14 protein-coding genes and 1 pseudogene are annotated in these 16,661 nt (G+C 63.6%); 8 read left to right on the forward strand and 7 right to left on the reverse strand.

Annotated features, from left to right (window positions below; all coding sequences use genetic code 11):
- Nucleotide 1: 1 nt before the first annotated feature.
- The 5 genes from prmA (at nucleotide 2) to AB6804_RS20095 (ending at nucleotide 4,370) form a co-directional block, all read left to right on the forward strand.
- Nucleotides 2-904 (forward strand): 50S ribosomal protein L11 methyltransferase, encoded by a 903-nt coding sequence (gene prmA / locus AB6804_RS20075; RefSeq protein WP_244794018.1) that lies wholly within the window; start codon nucleotides 2-4, stop codon nucleotides 902-904.
- A gap of 48 nt (nucleotides 905-952) precedes the next feature.
- A complete protein-coding gene (locus AB6804_RS20080) occupies nucleotides 953-2,197 on the forward strand; it encodes a zinc-ribbon and DUF3426 domain-containing protein (protein ID WP_370887935.1) in 1,245 nt (414 codons plus the stop codon).
- A 99-nt stretch (nucleotides 2,198-2,296) separates the two neighbouring features.
- The gene (gene tpx / locus AB6804_RS20085; protein ID WP_370887936.1) at nucleotides 2,297-2,797 is read left to right on the forward strand and encodes a thiol peroxidase; all 501 of its coding nucleotides are present in this window, start codon (nucleotides 2,297-2,299) and stop codon (nucleotides 2,795-2,797) included.
- A gap of 129 nt (nucleotides 2,798-2,926) precedes the next feature.
- A complete protein-coding gene (locus AB6804_RS20090) occupies nucleotides 2,927-3,865 on the forward strand; it encodes a carbohydrate kinase family protein (protein ID WP_370887937.1) in 939 nt (312 codons plus the stop codon).
- A 25-nt stretch (nucleotides 3,866-3,890) separates the two neighbouring features.
- Complete coding sequence (locus tag AB6804_RS20095) at nucleotides 3,891-4,370, forward strand: glycine zipper 2TM domain-containing protein (protein WP_035966802.1); 480 nt, start codon at nucleotides 3,891-3,893, stop codon at nucleotides 4,368-4,370.
- 247 nt (nucleotides 4,371-4,617) lie between these two features.
- Here the strand turns inward: AB6804_RS20095 and AB6804_RS20100 are convergent, their stop codons facing one another.
- From AB6804_RS20100 to AB6804_RS20115, 4 genes and pseudogenes are all read right to left on the reverse strand, one after another.
- A complete protein-coding gene (locus tag AB6804_RS20100; protein ID WP_370887938.1) occupies nucleotides 4,618-5,397 on the reverse strand; it encodes a histone H1-like repetitive region-containing protein in 780 nt (259 codons plus the stop codon).
- Nucleotides 5,398-5,428: 31 nt separating this feature from the next.
- Nucleotides 5,429-5,753 (reverse strand): annotated as a pseudogene (locus AB6804_RS20105) (hypothetical protein).
- Nucleotides 5,754-5,857: 104 nt separating this feature from the next.
- The gene (locus AB6804_RS20110; RefSeq protein WP_370887939.1) at nucleotides 5,858-7,099 is read right to left on the reverse strand and encodes a ribonucleotide-diphosphate reductase subunit beta; all 1,242 of its coding nucleotides are present in this window, start codon (nucleotides 7,097-7,099) and stop codon (nucleotides 5,858-5,860) included.
- 559 nt (nucleotides 7,100-7,658) lie between these two features.
- On the reverse strand, nucleotides 7,659-7,868 hold the full coding sequence (locus AB6804_RS20115; protein ID WP_035966806.1) for a DUF3820 family protein: 210 nt from the start codon (nucleotides 7,866-7,868) through the stop codon (nucleotides 7,659-7,661).
- Nucleotides 7,869-7,985: 117 nt separating this feature from the next.
- Here AB6804_RS20115 and AB6804_RS20120 point away from each other — a divergent pair, with 117 nt between their 5' ends.
- The gene (locus AB6804_RS20120) at nucleotides 7,986-9,383 is read left to right on the forward strand and encodes an MFS transporter (protein WP_370887940.1); all 1,398 of its coding nucleotides are present in this window, start codon (nucleotides 7,986-7,988) and stop codon (nucleotides 9,381-9,383) included.
- A 156-nt stretch (nucleotides 9,384-9,539) separates the two neighbouring features.
- Here AB6804_RS20120 and AB6804_RS20125 read toward each other — a convergent pair whose 3' ends face one another.
- The 3 genes from AB6804_RS20125 to AB6804_RS20135 form a co-directional block, all read right to left on the reverse strand.
- Entirely contained in the window at nucleotides 9,540-12,533 is a 2,994-nt protein-coding gene (locus AB6804_RS20125; protein WP_370887941.1) for a ribonucleoside-diphosphate reductase subunit alpha, read from the reverse strand.
- A gap of 712 nt (nucleotides 12,534-13,245) precedes the next feature.
- Nucleotides 13,246-13,560, reverse strand: a complete 315-nt coding sequence (locus tag AB6804_RS20130; protein ID WP_035966817.1) for a PP0621 family protein — start codon at nucleotides 13,558-13,560, stop codon at nucleotides 13,246-13,248.
- Between the two features lie 25 nt (nucleotides 13,561-13,585).
- Nucleotides 13,586-14,500: an inner membrane protein YpjD gene (locus AB6804_RS20135; RefSeq protein ID WP_370887942.1), complete on the reverse strand. Its 915-nt coding sequence runs from the start codon at nucleotides 14,498-14,500 to the stop codon at nucleotides 13,586-13,588.
- Between the two features lie 123 nt (nucleotides 14,501-14,623).
- On the opposite strand from AB6804_RS20135, the gene ffh reads away from it, so the two are divergent.
- Nucleotides 14,624-15,991, forward strand: a complete 1,368-nt coding sequence (gene ffh / locus AB6804_RS20140; RefSeq protein WP_035966823.1) for a signal recognition particle protein — start codon at nucleotides 14,624-14,626, stop codon at nucleotides 15,989-15,991.
- Between the two features lie 117 nt (nucleotides 15,992-16,108).
- Nucleotides 16,109-16,660, forward strand: coding sequence for a hypoxanthine-guanine phosphoribosyltransferase (locus tag AB6804_RS20145; RefSeq protein WP_370887943.1), 552 nt, complete (start codon nucleotides 16,109-16,111; stop codon nucleotides 16,658-16,660).
- Nucleotide 16,661 lies beyond the last annotated feature (1 nt).

Genomic DNA, 16,661 nt, shown 5'->3' on the forward strand with positions numbered 1-16,661 from the left:
CATGAGTTACCGGGAACTGATCGCCGAGCTGGATCGCGAGCACGCGGAAGCGCTGTCGGATGCGCTGCTGGAAATCGGCGCGCTGTCGGTGTCCGTCGAAGACGCCGACGCCGACACGCCCGACGAGCAACCGCTCTTCGGCGAGCCCGGCCTCACGCCGGAGCGCAGCGCGTGGAAGCGCTCGCGCGTCGTCGCGCTCCTGGCCGAGGACGCCGATCCCGCCGTGCTGCTTGCGGCAGCCGCGAACGAAATCGGCCTGAACGCGACGCCCGCGTTCTCGGTGCGCGACGTGGAAGAACAGGACTGGGTGCGCCTGACGCAAGCGCAGTTCGAGCCGATTCCTATCGGCGAGCGCATCTGGGTGGTGCCGTCGTGGCATGACGCGCCCGATCCGTCCGCGCTCGTGCTCGAACTGGACCCTGGTCTCGCGTTCGGCACGGGCAGCCATCCGACTACGCGGCTCTGCATGGAATGGCTGGAGCAATCGGTGAAGCCGGGCCAGTCGCTGCTCGACTATGGCTGCGGCTCGGGCATCCTCGCGATCCTCGCGAAGAAGTGCGGTGCCGATCCGGTCTACGGCATCGACATCGACCCGCAGGCGGTCGAATCCGCGCGCCAGAACAGCGAGCGCAACCGGGCGGCCGTCACCTACGGGCTGCCCGACGAATGCCCCGCCGGCGAGTTCGATATCGTAGTCGCGAACATTCTCTCGAACCCGCTCAAGCTGATGGCCTCGATGCTTTCGTCGAAGGTGAAGCCCGGCGGGCGCATCGCGCTGTCGGGCATTCTCGCGCGACAGGCCGACGAAGTCGCGGCGGTCTATGCGGCGTGGATCGACATCGCCGTCTGGCGCGAACACGAAGGCTGGGTGTGCCTCGCCGGAACGCGCCGCGAAAGCCATTAGAATAGCGCCATCGTTCACGACCCGGCCGCGAGGCCAATGGCAATACACATGGCGCTCGCAACCCGCTGCCCTCACTGCGAAACTGTTTTCAGGCTCGACCCGTACCTGGTCGCGCCGCATGATGGCCGCGTGCGTTGCGGACACTGTCAGGAAGTCTTCGACGCCGCGCACCATACGTTCGAGCTTCCCGACGACGCGGCCGCAGCGGACGAGCCGCAGCACGCAACCATCGTCGATGACCAGGTGGCAGTCGGGCCGTCCACGTTCACCGCGCCAACGCCCGAAGCCGACAAGGAACCGCCCACGCTCGTCGTGCCCCGCACGCTCGAACTCGGCAAGCGGGCGAGCGTCGAGCCGCCCGCTCCACGCGTCGAAGACGACGATCCCACGATTCATGCGAAGCCTCCGGCATCCGCTGCGGCGCCTTCGCGTCCCGCGCGGAAGGATGCAGCCAACGAATCCGCAGTTCAGCCTCCCGCCGACGACCGGCGCAAGCCCTTCGTTCGCGTAAGCGCGCCGCCCGACGATCGCCCGCAGCCGACGCCCACGCGCCCGGAACCGCCGCCCACGCGCTTCGTCAATCCTGTCGACGACCGCGCGGAGCCGTTCATCGGTCCAGATCATCGCGAGTCCGATGCGCCGCCGCCTCGTCCCGCGCCGCCCGTCGAGCCCGCGTCTTCATGGCATGACGACGAAGAGCCGCGTTTCGGCGCACGGCCACCCGCAGCGGGCGCGGCGCACGCACCGAGCGCGAACGAAGCCTTTCCCGTGACGCGCGAGCCACGTCCCGCTTCGCAGCCGCCGCGGCGCGGGCGCCAGGCCGTGCAGATTGCCGGCTACCTGCTCGCGGCAGTGCTCGCGCTGCTCTTGCTGATGCAACTCGCGTGGTGGCAGCGCGAAGCGGTCATGGTCTACATGCCCGGCACGCGCGCCCTTTACTCCGATATCTGCACTGAAGTCGGCTGCACGTTTTCGCCGCCGCGCTATGTCGCGGGGCTGCAGATCGAGAGTTCGGGGCTGCGTCAGGTCGACGGTCCGCACAAGCTCGAACTGAAACTGATGTTGCGCAATCGCGCCGACGTCCCGCTCGCCTATCCGGCGCTCGAACTCACGCTGCTCGACGACAAAAGCGATGTCGCCATCCGGCGGGTGCTGTGGCCGCAGGATTACGCGCGACCGGGTACGATATTCGCCATCGGCCTTCCCCCGCAAAGCGCGCAGCCGGTCGTCGTACGGTTGGATACCGGCGATGCCGTCGCCGCGAACTACCGCGTTCAGGTCTTCTATCCGTGATGGCGCGATCGCGTGACGGGGCATTCGCGCCCTGCCCGCCGACCGCGCCACGCCAAGTGAAACTTCCCGTCAGCATCTGACACCTCTCTGGAGCGCAACATGAGTCAAGTTACCCTCGGCGGCAATCCCATCGAAGTCAGCGGCACGTTCCCGAGCGCGGGACAGCAAGCCCCGGAATTCAACCTCGTCGGCACTGATCTCGGCGACATCACGCTCGCGAGCTTCGCGGGCAAGCGCAAGGTGCTGAACATCGTGCCGAGCCTCGACACGCCGACCTGCGCCACGTCGACGCGCAAGTTCAACGAATCCGCCGGCAAGCTCGACAACACCGTCGTGCTCGTCGTTTCGGGCGACCTGCCGTTCGCGGCCAAGCGTTTCTGCACGACCGAAGGCCTCGCCAACGTGGTGACGGCGTCGACATTCCGCGGCCATGAGTTCGCGCAGGCGTATGGCGTCGATGTCGCGAGCAGTCCGCTCAAGGGGCTGACGGCGCGCGCAGTCGTCGTCCTCGATGAGAACAACAAGGTGCTGCACGCCGAACTCGTGCCCGAAATCAAGAACGAGCCGAACTACGATGCGGCGCTGTCGGCGCTGAAGTAAGCTGCACGGCCGGACCGCTTGCGGCGGTCCGCGCATACGAGGCGCGGCAGCCATCGAAGTCGAAAAGCCGCCGCCGCGCGCCGTATGCGCATTCTCTTGCTCGGCACCCCAACTTAAAGGACGTTCGCCTTGGCTACGCTCATCTGCGGCTCGCTCGCCTACGACAACATCATGACTTTCCAGGGCCGCTTCGGCGACCACATCCTGCCGGATCAGGTGCACATGCTGAACATCAGCTTCCTGGTCCCGACGATGCGGCGCAACTTCGGCGGCTGTGCGGGCAACATCGCCTATGCGCTGAAACTGCTCGGCGGCGATCCGAAGATCATGGCGACGCTCGGCGAAGCGGACGCGCAGCTTTACATCGACCGTCTCGACGCGCTCGGCTTGTCGAAGGAATACGTGCGCGTGCTGCCCGGCCAGCACTCGGCGCAATGCTTCATCACGACCGATCTCGCGAACAACCAGATCACCGCCTTCCACCCCGGCGCGATGATGGAATCGCACCTCAACCGCGCCGACGAAGCGCAGGGCATCTCGCTCGGCATCGTCGCGCCGGACGGCGCCGACGGCATGCGCGAACACGCTGCCCAGTTCGCGGCTGCGGGTGTGCCATTCGTCTTCGATCCGGGTCAGGGTTTGCCTATCCTTGAAGGTGTAGAACTCTGTCGCATGATTGAACTTGCCAAATACGTGGCGGTCAACGATTACGAAGCCAAGTTGTTGAGCAATAAGACCGGCTGGTCGATCGAAGACATCAAGAGCCGTGTCGATGCGCTGATCGTGACGCGCGGCGAGCATGGCGCCCAGATCTATCATGAGGGCGGCGTGCTCGACGTGCCGGTTGCGAAGGCGCGTCAGGTCATCGATCCGACCGGTTGCGGCGATGCGTTCCGCGGCGGCCTGCTGTACGGCATCGAGAACAATCTTGGCTGGGAAAAAACGGGGCGTCTCGCGAGTCTGATGGGTTCGTTGAAGATCGAACATCAAGGCCCGCAAACCTATGCGCCGACGCGCGCCGAAATCGAAGAGCGTTTCAAGCAGGCATTCGGAACAAGCCTGTCGTGAGCGAGTGGAAGAAGGGAGTGAAGGGATGAAAACGGTAAGTCGCATCATGCTGGCAGCAACGCTCATCGGCTCAGTGGCGCTGACGGGCTGCGCGTATAACAGCAGTTCGCCCGACGTCTACACGGCGTCGCAGGCTCAGCGCGAGGAAACGGTACGCATGGCGACCGTCGAAAGCGTGCGCGGCGTCAAGATCAGCTCGAACAACGGGCAGCCGAGCGGTCTCGGCGCAATCGGCGGCGGCGCGCTCGGCGGTGTCGCGGCGGGCAGCGCCATCGGCGGCGGCAACGGGTCGATCATCGCGGGCATCATCGGCGGTCTGGCGGGCGCGGTCGCGGGTAACGCGGTCGAGAACAGCGTCGCGACGAAGAACGGCCTGGAGATCACCGTGCGCCTCGACAACGGCGACCTACGCGCGATCACGCAGACATCGAACGGCGAAGTGTTTCAGGCTGGCGAGCGCGTTCGCCTGCTGTCGAGCGGCGGCGTGACGCGCGTCACGCACTAAGCACCGGCGGATTCAACCGAGGAATCCTCAGCGATTCTTCGGCGGATGACAGAAGCGCATGCATCGAAAGAGGCATGCGCTTTTTGTTTGCGGCTTGCTCGAGCGCGTGACATTGCCGCTGTGTGCGACGCCACGCGAAAAACCCGTCGCCGAGTTTCCCCGGCGACGGGTCGAGGCCGGGTAGGCCTACCCGGTCGTAAGGCACAGCGAGGTGTGCCGCGGTGATGCGTCCTGCTTGTGCCGAGACTTACGGACGGCTGCCGGTCGGGAACGGCCATGCCGCCGCCGGGTTCAGCGCCGTCTTGACTGCTGCAGCCGGAGCGGCCGGAGCAGGCGTCGAGACAGTCGTTGCCGTCGTTGCGGGAGCGGCAGCGGTCGTCTTCTTGGCAGCAGCGGCCTTCTTGGTCGGAGCCTTCTTCGCTGCGGGCGCAGCCTTCTTCGCTGCGGGAGCAGACGCGGGAGCCGACGCCGACGTAGAAGCAGGCGCAGGAGCAGCAGGCGCGGCAGGAGCAGAAGCAGTCTTCGCCGACGCCTTCTTCGCAGGGGCCTTCTTCGCAGCAGCCTTCTTCGCGGGGGCCTTCTTCGCAGGAGCCTTTTTGGCGGCAGCCTTCTTCGCGGCCGCTTTCTTCGCAGGCGCCTTCTTGGCGGCAGCCTTCTTCGCCGGCGCCTTCTTCGCAGCGGCCTTCTTCGTCGCTACCTTCTTGGTCGCGACTTTCTTGGCTGCGGCTTTCTTGGCGGGCGCCTTCTTCGCAGCGACCTTCTTGGCTGCGGCTTTCTTCGCCGGCGCCTTCTTCGCGGCGACCTTCTTTGCCGCTACTTTCTTGGTCGCGACTTTCTTTGCTGCGGCCTTCTTTGCCGGCGCTGCCTTCTTGGCGGCAACCTTCTTCACTGCGACTTTCTTTGCAGCGACCTTCTTGGTGGCGACCTTCTTTGCCGCTACCTTCTTCGCCGGAGCGGCTGCCTTCTTGGCGGTGACTTTCTTTGCTGCGGCCTTCTTCGCGGCGGGTTTCTTTTTGGCGACTGCCATGATTTTTCTCCTTCAGGTTTTCAGATGAGAGTCAGTTCAAACAACACCCTTCGTCAAAACCCGCTTCCCGCGTGGAGGCTCTCAGGGCACACGCTACGAAGCGGATTATTCATCGGCGTACGCTGATCCCACCTGCTTACGCTAATGAATACGGCAAGGCGCGCCGTGCCCCGAGGCACCGCGCGCCAAATAAAGTCAGCGCCAATACCGAGCGCCGCCCATCGCTTGATCGAGCCAGCGAGCTTGCCGCTGGCGTTTTCCGGGGGGAAGTTTGCCCATCCCATTGAAGGGAACGCAAAACGCCTGTCTTCGAATCGGGCCACTCGGTCCGTTAAGTCAGTAGGCGCACTTTGCATCAGGCGACCGTTCTCCTAAACCTTGTCAGTCAGGCGCGCGTGAGTGACACGCCGCTGCCTGCCCGTCCCATCGATTTCGTCTGCAACACGTCCTGGGCTTGTTGTTATTCCCAGGTCAGCGCGCCGCCGGTTTGATACTCAATCACGCGTGTCTCGAAGAAGTTGCGTTCCTTCTTCAAGTCGATCATTTCGCTCATCCACGGGAACGGGTTTTCCTCGTTCGGGAAGAGCGGGTCCAGGCCAATCTGCTGGCAACGCCGATTGCAGATGAAGCGCAGGTAACTCTTGAACATCGACGCGTTCAGGCCGAGAACCCCGCGCGGCATGGTGTCTTCAGCGTAGCGATATTCAAGATCAACAGCTTGCTTGAAGAGCTCACGGATCTCCGCCTTGAAGTCGGCGGTCCACAGTTGCGGCTCTTCCAGCTTGATCTGGTTGATGAGGTCGATGCCGAAATTGCAGTGCATCGATTCATCGCGGAGGATGTACTGGTACTGCTCCGCCGCGCCCGTCATCTTGTTCTGGCGACCCAGCGCCAGAATCTGCGTGAAGCCCACATAGAAGAACAGACCTTCCATGATGCAGGCGAACACGATCAACGACTTGAGCAATTTCTGGTCCGCTTCCAGCGTGCCGGTGATGAACGCCGGATCGGTCAACGTCTGGATGAACGGGATGAGGAACTCGTCCTTGTCCCGGATGGACTTCACTTCGTGATACGCGTTGAAGATCTCGCTTTCGTCGAGGCCGAGCGATTCGACGATGTACTGATACGCATGCGTATGGATCGCCTCTTCGAACGCCTGGCGCAGCAGGAACTGGCGGCACTCCGGAGCGGTGATGTGACGATACGTGCCGAGCACGATGTTGTTCGCGGCGAGCGAGTCCGCCGTCACGAAGAAGCCGAGGTTGCGCTTGACGATGCGACGCTCGTCATCGGACAGACCGTTCGGGTCTTTCCACAGAGCGATGTCTCGCGACATGTTCACTTCCTGCGGCATCCAGTGATTCGCGCAACCGGCGAGGTACTTCTCCCACGCCCACTTGTACTTGAACGGCACCAGCTGGTTGACGTCGGTCTGGCCGTTGATGATGCGCTTGTCTGCGACGTTGACGCGCGCTTCGCTCTGCGCGGCGATAGCGCCCGCGGAGGGCGTGGCGGCTGCCGGGGGAACGAAGCCATCGGAGAAGATGTTGTTCGCCTGAGCAGACTGATGGGCGGCTTGATGAGCTGCAGCATGTGCTGCTTGCGTACCGAAAGTCGTGCCTTGAGCGTTGCGCAACGGGTTCTGTTGCGAAGCGCTCGAGGGAGCTACGGTCGTGTTCTCGTCATCCCAGTTGAGCATAAATTCTCACCATCAATTTAGATCGGTTTGTACCATCTTTTCATGAGCGATAAAAGAGCTTGCTCATGAAAATTCTCGTTTTCTAGCGATTTGGATTCAGCGTTGCTACCTGCATACAACACTTGGCTCTTCGCTTCATGTGTGACGCGTGATGCAGGCACCGATGAGACAGGTGTGAAGCGGTCCTCACTGACTGTCATCGAGTGCTTCGATGCGGTCTGCGCCGCGTTGCTTCGATGCCTCGAAGCGATGGTCCGAACGGCAAGCGCAGGATGTGTCGATGTGAAGCGTTCGATGGTTCGCATGAGTGGGGCGACACACGCGACGTTCATGCGGCTGATGCGAACTCGCATGCGATGTCATCGACGATGAAGCGGCATGTCGGACTCGCGATTTTCTTGCGCATTCGATGCGCGAGGAACGCAGCCGGCGACTCGTTAAAGCGCTTCGATTTCGTTGCCGAAGTTTAGCATTTTCGGCCCAATCCATACAAGATATTGTGTCTGTCGCGGTCGATCCATACAACCTATAGGGCCGCTGCGCAAGTGCGAAAAAAGCGTCATCGGCGTAGCGGATCGAGCAGAGAACGCAGGTTGTTGTGATCGATCTCGTGCATGAGGGCAAGCAACGCGCCGAGCTTGCCTTGAGGAAAACCCTCACGCGCGAACCATGCGAGATAGTGTGCGGGCAAGTCGGCGATAAGCCGGTCCTTGTACTTGCCGTAGGGCATCGTCTGCGTGACGAGACGTTGCAGGTCTTGCGGGTCCATCGTTTCTCGACTCCTCTTGCATGTTCATCGCATCACGTAGCGCGACGCTGGCGGTCGGCGTGTGCTCCACATCGGTGCCATAATCGCCGCTCCTCCCGCCATGATGATCGTTCTCTGATGCCGCTCGCCGTCAAAGCTTTCATTGCCCCTCTCATCGTCGCATGTGCGATGTTCATGGAAAGCGTCGACGCCAACGTCATCGTTACTGCGATTCCCGAAATGGCCCGGGCGTTCGGACGCGATCCCGTCACACTCAAGATCGCGGTGACGAGCTATGTGCTTGGCCTCGGCGTCTTCATCCCGATCTGCGGCTGGGTCGCCGACCGCTTCGGCGCACGCGTCGTGTTTCGCACGGCCATCGGCGTCTTCGTCGTCGGCTCGCTGCTTTGTGCGGCGTCGACATCGCTCGGCACCTTCACCGTCGCGCGCTTCATTCAGGGCGTCGGCGGCGCGATGATGGTGCCCGTCGGACGCATCATCATCTTCCGTTCGGTGCGCCGCTCGGAGTTCATTCGCGCGATGAACTACCTGTCGGTGCCTGCAATGCTCGGACCCGCCGCCGGTCCGCTGCTCGGCGGTTTCATCACGACGTATCTGCACTGGCGGCTGATCTTCTTCATCAACATTCCGATCGGCATTGCCGGCATCTACCTGACCAATCGATACATCGCCGACACGCGCGAAGAGCATCCCGGCCGGCTCGACTGGTTCGGCTTCTTTCTTTCGGCGAGCGCGGGCGTGTTGCTGATGCTCGGGCTGTCGCTCGTCGGCGGCGAACTGGTGCCGCAGAGCGTCGCTTACGCGATGTGCGTGCTCGGCGCGGTGATGGTCGCGCTCTACATCCTGCATGCGCGACGCGCCGAGCGGCCGTTGCTCGACTTGCGCTTCTTTCGCGTGCCGACGTTTCAGGCGAGCGTCGGTGGCGGCTCGCTCTTTCGCATCGGGCTGGGCGCCGTGCCGTTTCTGCTGCCGCTCGCGTTGCAGGAAGGCCTCGGCATGACGGCGTTCAAGTCCGGCGCGATCACGTGTGCGTCCGCGTTCGGCGGCATGTTCATGCGATCGCTGGCGTCGCGCGTGTTGCATCGCTTCGGCTTCCGGCAGACGCTGCTGTACAACGCGGCGTTGTCGGGGATCGCGATCGCTGCATGCGGCGCGTTCTTTCCCGGCACGCCGACGTGGGTCATCTGGGCGGTCGTGCTGCTCGGCGGATTCTTCCCTGCGTTGCAGTTCACGTCGCTCAACTCGCTCGCTTATGCGGAGATCGAGACGCGCGATGTGGGCCGGGCCACCAGCCTGGCCAGTTTCGTGCAGCAGGTTTCGCTCGGGCTCGGGGTGACGATTGCTGGCATCACGCTCGAGCTGTCGCAGTATCTCAATGGCCACGCTTCCGTGCGCTGGTCGGACTTCTGGCCTGCGTTCATGGTGGTGGGCCTGTTTTCGTTCCTTTCGATGCCGGTTACTGCGCGCCTGGCGCGCGATGCCGGGCGGGAGATTTCGCGCGGGACGCGAGGGTAAGTTCTTTCTCGCTCTGCCGCGCCTGTTCAACGCCGCAATGAAAAAGGCCGGTATCGAAGTCATCCCCGAGGGAAAGAAGCATCCGATACCGGCCCTACCGCTCAGGGAAAGCCAGGCTTCCCCCAAGCGCCCTCTCGCGACGAGAGAGCAAACCTGTTACTGACAGGCCTCGCACTCGTCGAACCCGGCGTCGCCCGGACGCATCATGCAAACCGGGCCATCGGCTTCCGGTGCATCCGCCGCTGCCGCAGGGGCCGCGTTGAAGCCACCGCCCGCAGCACCGCTCGCCGCCGATGCCCCGCCGCCCGAAGCACCGAAGCCGCCATCGGAACCCGACGAAGGAACCGCGTTCAGCGCACCGTGCGCAACAGTCGACTTCTCGACGTGCGTCGCCGCCATCGTGCGGAGGTAATACGTCGTCTTCAGGCCACGCAGCCAGGCGAGCTTGTAGACCTCGTCGAGCTTCTTGCCCGAAGCGCCGCCCATGTAGATGTTCAGCGACTGCGCCTGATCGATCCACTTCTGACGACGCGACGCCGCCTCGACCAGCCACTTCGGATCCACTTCGAACGCCGTCGCGTAGATCGCGCGCAGGTCCGCCGGAATGCGGTCGATGCGCGACAGCGTGCCGTCGAAGTATTTCAGGTCCGAGACCATCACCTCGTCCCACAGGCCGCGCGCCTTCAGGTCACGCACCAGGTAGTCGTTCACCACCGTGAATTCGCCCGACAGATTCGACTTCACGTACAGGTTCTGGAACGTCGGCTCGATACACGCCGACACGCCGATGATGTTCGAGATCGTCGCCGTCGGCGCAATCGCCACGCAGTTCGAATTGCGCATGCCGTGCGTCGCGATGCGCGAACGCAGCGTCGACCAGTCCATCGTCTCGGTCGTATCGACTTCGACGTAACCGCCGCGCGCTTCGGCGAGCAGCTTGATCGTGTCCTGCGGGAGAATGCCGCGATCCCACAGCGAGCCGCGATACGTCGCGTAACGGCCGCGCTCTTCCGCCAGTTCCGTCGACGCGTAGTACGCGTAGTAGCAGACGGCTTCCATCGAACGATCCGCGAACTCCACCGCTTCCTGCGACGCGTACGGCGTGCGCAGCAAGTGCAGGCAGTCCTGGAAGCCCATGATGCCCATGCCCACCGGACGATGCTTCAGGTTCGAGTTGCGCGCCTTCGCCACCGCGTAATAGTTGATGTCGATGACGTTGTCGAGCATGCGCATCGCGACGCTGATCGTGCGCTTCAGCTTCTCGTGATCCAGCGCGAGCGTGCCGTCGGCTTGCTTCGTCAGGTGCGCGACGAGGTTCACGGAGCCGAGGTTGCAGACCGCGATCTCGCTGTCGCTCGTGTTCAGCGTGATTTCCGTGCACAGGTTCGACGAATGGACGACGCCCACGTGCTGCTGCGGCGAACGCACGTTGCACGGATCCTTGAACGTGATCCACGGATGGCCCGTCTCGAACAGCATGCCGAGCATCTTGCGCCACAGTTGCGCCGCCGGCACCTTCTTGAACAGCTTGATTTCGCCGCGCGCCGCCTTGTCTTCATAGGCCGTGTACGCCTTTTCGAACGCCGCGCCGAACAGGTCGTGCAGGTCCGGGCAGGTGGCCGGCGAGAACAGCGTCCAGTCGCCGCCTTCGTGGACGCGCTTCATGAACAGGTCGGGAATCCAGTTCGCCGTGTTCATGTCGTGCGTGCGGCGACGGTCATCGCCCGTGTTCTTGCGCAGCTCCAGGAACTCTTCGATGTCCAGGTGCCACGTCTCGAGGTACGCGCAGACCGCGCCCTTGCGCTTGCCGCCCTGATTCACGGCGACGGCCGTGTCGTTCACGACCTTCAGGAACGGCACCACGCCCTGCGATTTGCCGTTCGTGCCCTTGATGTGCGAGCCGAGCGCGCGCACGCGGGTCCAGTCGTTGCCGAGGCCGCCCGCGAACTTCGAGAGCAGCGCATTTTCCTTCAGCGCTTCGTAGATGCCGTCGAGGTCATCGGCAACCGTCGTCAGATAGCACGACGACAACTGCGAGCGATGCGTGCCCGAGTTGAACAGCGTCGGCGTCGACGACATGAAGTCGAACGACGACAGCACGTTGTAGAACTCGATGGCGCGCGCTTCGCGGTCGATTTCGTTGAGCGACAGGCCCATCGCGACGCGCATGAAGAACGCCTGCGGCAACTCGATGCGCGTGCCGTCGACGTGCAGGAAGTAGCGGTCGTACAACGTCTGCAAGCCGAGATAGCCGAATTGCAGGTCGCGATTCGCGTCGAGCGCGGCGCCGAGGCGCTTCAGGTCGAACTGCTGCAGCTTCTCGTCGAGCAGGCCGGCTTCGATGCCGCGCTTGATGAACTGCGGGAAATATTCGGCGTAGCGCTCGCCCATTTCGGCTTGCGTCACTTCTTCGCTGAGGATTTCACGGCGGATCGTGTGCAGCAGGATGCGCGCCGTGACCTGGCTGTATGCCGGGTCCTTCTCGATCATCGTGCGCGCCGCGAGAATGGCCGAGTCGTAGACCTGGCTCATCGGCACGCCGTCGTACAGATTCTTCACCGTTTCGGCAACGATCGGGTCGGCGGACACCGCATCGCCCAGATTCGCGCATGCGGAGACGATCAGCCCTTTCAGCGCTTCTAGATCGAGCGGGCGCGTCACGCCGTTGTCCGTCACGTTGATGACGCCGCCTTCATGCGACTGCGCATCCTGCGCGGCCGAGCGCTCTTGCGAACGCTGCTGCGTGCGCTTCTCGCGATACAGCACGTAGGCGCGCGCGACGTTGTGCTCGCCGCCGCGCATCAGCGCGAGTTCGACCTGATCCTGAATGTCTTCGATGTGGAACGTGCCGCCGTGCGGACGGCTGCGCACCAGCGCGCGCACGACCGCTTGCGTCAGTTGCTCGACGAGCTCGCGCACACGCGCCGAAGCCGCGCCCTGCCCGCCATTGACGGCGATGAACGCCTTCGTCACGGCGATGGAAATCTTCGACGGCTCTAACGACACCACGCTTCCGTTGCGACGGATGACCTTGTAGTCGGCAAACGTCGTGTTGGGCGCGAGCGCTTGCGCGCCCTGGCCTTGCGCACCGCCCGCGGGCTGTGCGGATGCGCCTTCGAAGGAAGACGTGGCGTTCTCGGTGGTTTGCATGTGCAAAACTCCTGGTGTTCGAATGGTGCGGATGATCCGCGGATTTATCACTTGTGCCGCGCGTGTCGCGCCATCTGATGACGGTGCAACGCGCGGTGTTTTTTTGCGGTGAAGCGGGGCTGTGACGTCGGCCGTGAAGCCGGCAAGCCCTGAAACGCGATTCGCGGCGATGTCGGCCCGCACTGTTCTTGGCGCCGCGTGCGGGGCCCGCGTTGGCGCGCGGTTATCGGCCGACGCGACGCGCGTTCACTTGCTGCCTTCTTCACGGTGATGCTTGCCGGCGCTCGATACGGTTCGCCGTTTTTCGACGCCGGAAAGCGCCCCGGCCAGCCGAACGTTCTCTTGCGCCGGAAAGCCAACGGCGCCGGCTCGTAGGAGCGGGCGCCGCCTCAACAACACAAGATATAGTGCAAATTACGTCTGCGAGCACCAAGTATAGTGTAACTTCGCACGGTCTCAAAAAGGTTTTTTTGCTGACGAAACGCCTTCGCGGGGTTGACTTCTGCGACGCCGAAGCACGACAAGGCATCGAGCCTGACGCTGCTGCGTCGCAGCGAGAAAGACTTTACGCGGCGCGCAGTCGCGGTTCGCGGGGTTGCTCAGATGGTGGGCTGAAATGAGAAAAACGATGACCGCGACGCGCGGTGGCGATCGCTTGAAATGCGATGCGCGTCCTGATCGGCCGCGCTTGATCGCTCGATCGCTCAATCGCTCATCGTGCGTCGCGGCCGGTCGGACGGTTGGCGTGGCGGCGTGCGTGATCGCTGCAGCAGAAGCGTTCTCCCGCCACGACGATGGCTTCGCTGCGCGGCGTATGCACGCCGCACTGCGCGCAGCGGATGAGCGGATCGGCGAGTTGCGGGGCGTCGCTGGCTGCGGCGCCGTTGCGGGCGCGCGAGCTCGTCGAACCAGCGGAGTCCGCCGCGCCCGTCGCGCCCGATTGCGCACGCTGATTCGCGCGGCGCAGCTTCTTGAGGAGCCACTGCGTGACGAAGAAGAGGACGATCAGAAGAATGAAGTTTCGCATCGACTGGAAAAGTGGAGTCGCCCGCTCAGATGACGGCGCGATGCAGCAGCACTTCGAACACGAACCGGCTGCCGACATACGCGAGCAGCAACGCCACGAACGAAGCAAGCACCCAGCGCAGCGCGGCGCGCCCGCGCCAGCCGGAGATGCGCCGCGCGGTGAGCAGCGCGCCGAACATCAGCCAGGAGAGGAAAGCGAAGATGGTCTTGTGATCGAAGCGCAACGCGCGATCGACCAGTTGCTCATTGAACGCGATCCCCGACACCAGCGTGAGCGTCAGCAGCACGAAGCCCGCGCCGATCAGCCGGAACAGCAGCTTCTCGAGCGTGAGCAGCGGCGGCAAGGTGTCGAGCCAGCTCGCGAGCCAGCCGTTGTTGCCCGAGTGGCGCATCGCGAGGCCGCGCATGCGCTGCAGGCGACGTTCGAGCATGAGCATCAGAATGGCGTGCAGCGCGGCGATGGCGAACAACCCATACGCGATGTTGGCGATCAGGAAGTGGAGCTTGAACATCGGCGCGGCGGAATACGACAGCACGCGCACGCCGCCGAACACGAGCGGCAGGACCGACGCCACGCACGCAAGCGGCAGCACGAGCAGGCGCAAGCCGTCGAGCGGAAAGAAAAAGCTCTCGATCCAGTAGATGCCCGCGCCGAGCCAGAACATCGCGGAAAGCGCGAATGCGAAGCCAAACACCATCGCGTTCTGCGGGAAGATGGTCGTGTGGAGCAAGAGGCCGTGCACGAGCAACGCTATTAATAGTAGCGCGCGCCCGACGCCGCTCATGCCGGAGGCCTTCGATGCAGCCGCGGGCATCGCGCCCACGCCCGCAGGCACGCCCGCCAGCGCCGGCTCGACGCCCGTATGACGATGCGCGCGCCAGCCCGCCACGGCCAGTCCGCCGTAGAGAAGCGCAGTGAGGGCATACAGTACAATATCCATGTTCGAAGTTTACACTAGGCCCCGAACCCGCGACGTCTTCCCCCTTGCGCCGGAATAGAGCGCATCGCTGCGAAGCCGTCTTCACGTCGCGGGAAAACAAGGGCCGCACTCTCTACATTCCCCATGCTCGACAACCTCACTCAACGGATGGCGCGCGTCGTCAAGACGCTGCGCGGCGAGGCCCGGCTCACCGAGGCCAACACGCAGGAAATGCTGCGCGAAGTGCGTCTCGCACTGCTCGAAGCCGACGTGGCGCTGCCGGTCGTGCGCGAGTTTATCGCCAAGGTGAAGGAAAAGGCGCTCGGCGAGGAAGTGCTGTCGAGCCTGTCGCCGGGTCAGGCGCTCGTCGGCGTCGTGCAGCGCGAACTCACCGCGGTCATCGGCGGCGACTACGAAGGCAAGGCCGCCGAACTGAATCTCGCGGTGACGCCGCCCGCGGTCATCCTCATGGCCGGCCTGCAAGGCGCGGGCAAGACGACGACCACCGGCAAGCTCGCCAAACTGCTGCGCGAAAAGCAGAAGAAGAAAGTGCTGACGGTTTCCGTCGACGTGTACCGCCCCGCCGCTATCCGCCAGTTGCAGACGGTCACGGAGCAGGTCGGCGCGGACTTCTTCCCGTCGGAGCCGGATCAGAAACCGGCGGACATCGCGCGCGCGGCGATCGACTGGGCGAAGCGGCATTACCACGATGTCGTGATCGTCGACACGGCCGGCCGTCTCGGCATCGACGAAGCGATGATGAACGAGATCAGCGAGCTTCATGCGCTGCTGAAGCCGGCTGAGACGCTGTTCGTCGTCGATGCGATGCTCGGTCAGGACGCCGTCAACACCGCGAAGGCGTTCAATGACGCGCTGCCGCTGACGGGCGTCGTGCTCACGAAGCTCGACGGCGACTCGCGCGGCGGCGCGGCGCTTTCAGTGCGTCACGTTACCGGCAAGCCGATCAAGTTCGTCGGCGTCGCGGAAAAGCTCGATGGTCTCGAAGTCTTCCATCCGGATCGCATGGCGAACCGGATTCTCGGCATGGGCGACATTCTCGCGCTCGTCGAGGAAGCGCAGCGCGGCGTCGACACCGCCGCCGCGCAGAAACTCGCCGACAAGGTCAAGAAAGGCGGCGACTTCGACTTGAACGACTTCAAGGCGCAGTTGTCGCAGATGAAGAAGATGGGCGGTCTGTCGTCACTGATGGACAAGCTGCCCGCGCAGTTCCAGCAAGCCGCGCAAGGCGCGGACATGAACAACGCCGAGAAGCAGATGCGCCGCATGGAAGGCATCATCAACTCGATGACGTTGCAGGAGCGCGCCAAGCCGGAGCTGATCAAGGCTGCGCGCAAGCGTCGTATCGCGGCGGGCGCGGGCGTTCACGTGCAGGAAGTGAACCGCATGCTGAACCAGTACGAGCAAATGCGCGGCATGATGAAGAAGCTCAAGGGCGGCAACCTGCAGAAGATGATGCGCGGCATGAAGGGCATGATGCCGGGCATGCGTTGATCGCGTTGCATCGAACCCGCGTTTTTTCGCCGGTGCGGCGACGAGACGCGGGTTTATGATAAGGTGCGCGCCGCCGTTTTTCTCCACAGCAAGCAGTCAGCCTCCCCCGCTTTCCCTATGAATCGCGAAGAAGCCCTCCATATTTATAGCCACTCGGAAGAGATCGTTTCGGCTGCCGAAGTCAACGCATCGATCGAGCGCATGGCTTCGGCCATCAAGGCGGCGACGAGCGAAGATTTCCCGCTCGTGCTCTCGGTCATGGGGGGCGCGGCCGTGTTTACCGGCATGCTGCTGCCGCACCTCGATTTCCCGCTCGAATTCGACTACATCCACCTGACGCGCTACCGCAACGCCATCAAGGGCGGCAGCGAAATGCAATGGCGCGTGGCGCCGGCGGAATCGGTGAAGGATCGCGTGGTGCTCGTGCTCGACGACATTCTCGACGAAGGCGAAACGATGGCCGCCATCCGCGACCGCATCATGGCGATGGGCGCGAAACAGTTCCTGTCGGCGGTGCTGTGCGAAAAGATCATCCCGAAGGCGAAGCCGCTGCGCCCCGACTTCTGCGGCTTCGAAGTGCCGGATCGCTATGTGTTCGGCTGCGGGATGGATGCCAAGGGATACTGGCGGAATCTGCCGACGATCCGGGCGTTGACGGAAGGCGCGTAAG

Origin of the sequence: Caballeronia sp. RCC_10, from assembly GCF_041360715.1 — a bacterium.
Taxonomy (GTDB): domain Bacteria; phylum Pseudomonadota; class Gammaproteobacteria; order Burkholderiales; family Burkholderiaceae; genus Caballeronia; species Caballeronia grimmiae.

Coding starts and splice junctions, on each gene's coding strand:
- AB6804_RS20115 (WP_035966806.1), bottom strand. CDS start 7,868: ATGGACCCGCAAGACCTGCAACGTCTCGTCACGCAGACGATGCCCTAC.
- AB6804_RS20145 (WP_370887943.1), top strand. CDS start 16,109: ATGAATCGCGAAGAAGCCCTCCATATTTATAGCCACTCGGAAGAGATC.
- AB6804_RS20125 (WP_370887941.1), bottom strand. CDS start 12,533: ATGCAAACCACCGAGAACGCCACGTCTTCCTTCGAAGGCGCATCCGCA.
- tpx (WP_370887936.1), top strand. CDS start 2,297: ATGAGTCAAGTTACCCTCGGCGGCAATCCCATCGAAGTCAGCGGCACG.
- AB6804_RS20095 (WP_035966802.1), top strand. CDS start 3,891: ATGAAAACGGTAAGTCGCATCATGCTGGCAGCAACGCTCATCGGCTCA.
- AB6804_RS20120 (WP_370887940.1), top strand. CDS start 7,986: ATGCCGCTCGCCGTCAAAGCTTTCATTGCCCCTCTCATCGTCGCATGT.
- AB6804_RS20110 (WP_370887939.1), bottom strand. CDS start 7,099: ATGCTCAACTGGGATGACGAGAACACGACCGTAGCTCCCTCGAGCGCT.
- AB6804_RS20080 (WP_370887935.1), top strand. CDS start 953: ATGGCGCTCGCAACCCGCTGCCCTCACTGCGAAACTGTTTTCAGGCTC.
- prmA (WP_244794018.1), top strand. CDS start 2: ATGAGTTACCGGGAACTGATCGCCGAGCTGGATCGCGAGCACGCGGAA.
- ffh (WP_035966823.1), top strand. CDS start 14,624: ATGCTCGACAACCTCACTCAACGGATGGCGCGCGTCGTCAAGACGCTG.
- AB6804_RS20135 (WP_370887942.1), bottom strand. CDS start 14,500: ATGGATATTGTACTGTATGCCCTCACTGCGCTTCTCTACGGCGGACTG.
- AB6804_RS20100 (WP_370887938.1), bottom strand. CDS start 5,397: ATGGCAGTCGCCAAAAAGAAACCCGCCGCGAAGAAGGCCGCAGCAAAG.
- AB6804_RS20130 (WP_035966817.1), bottom strand. CDS start 13,560: ATGCGAAACTTCATTCTTCTGATCGTCCTCTTCTTCGTCACGCAGTGG.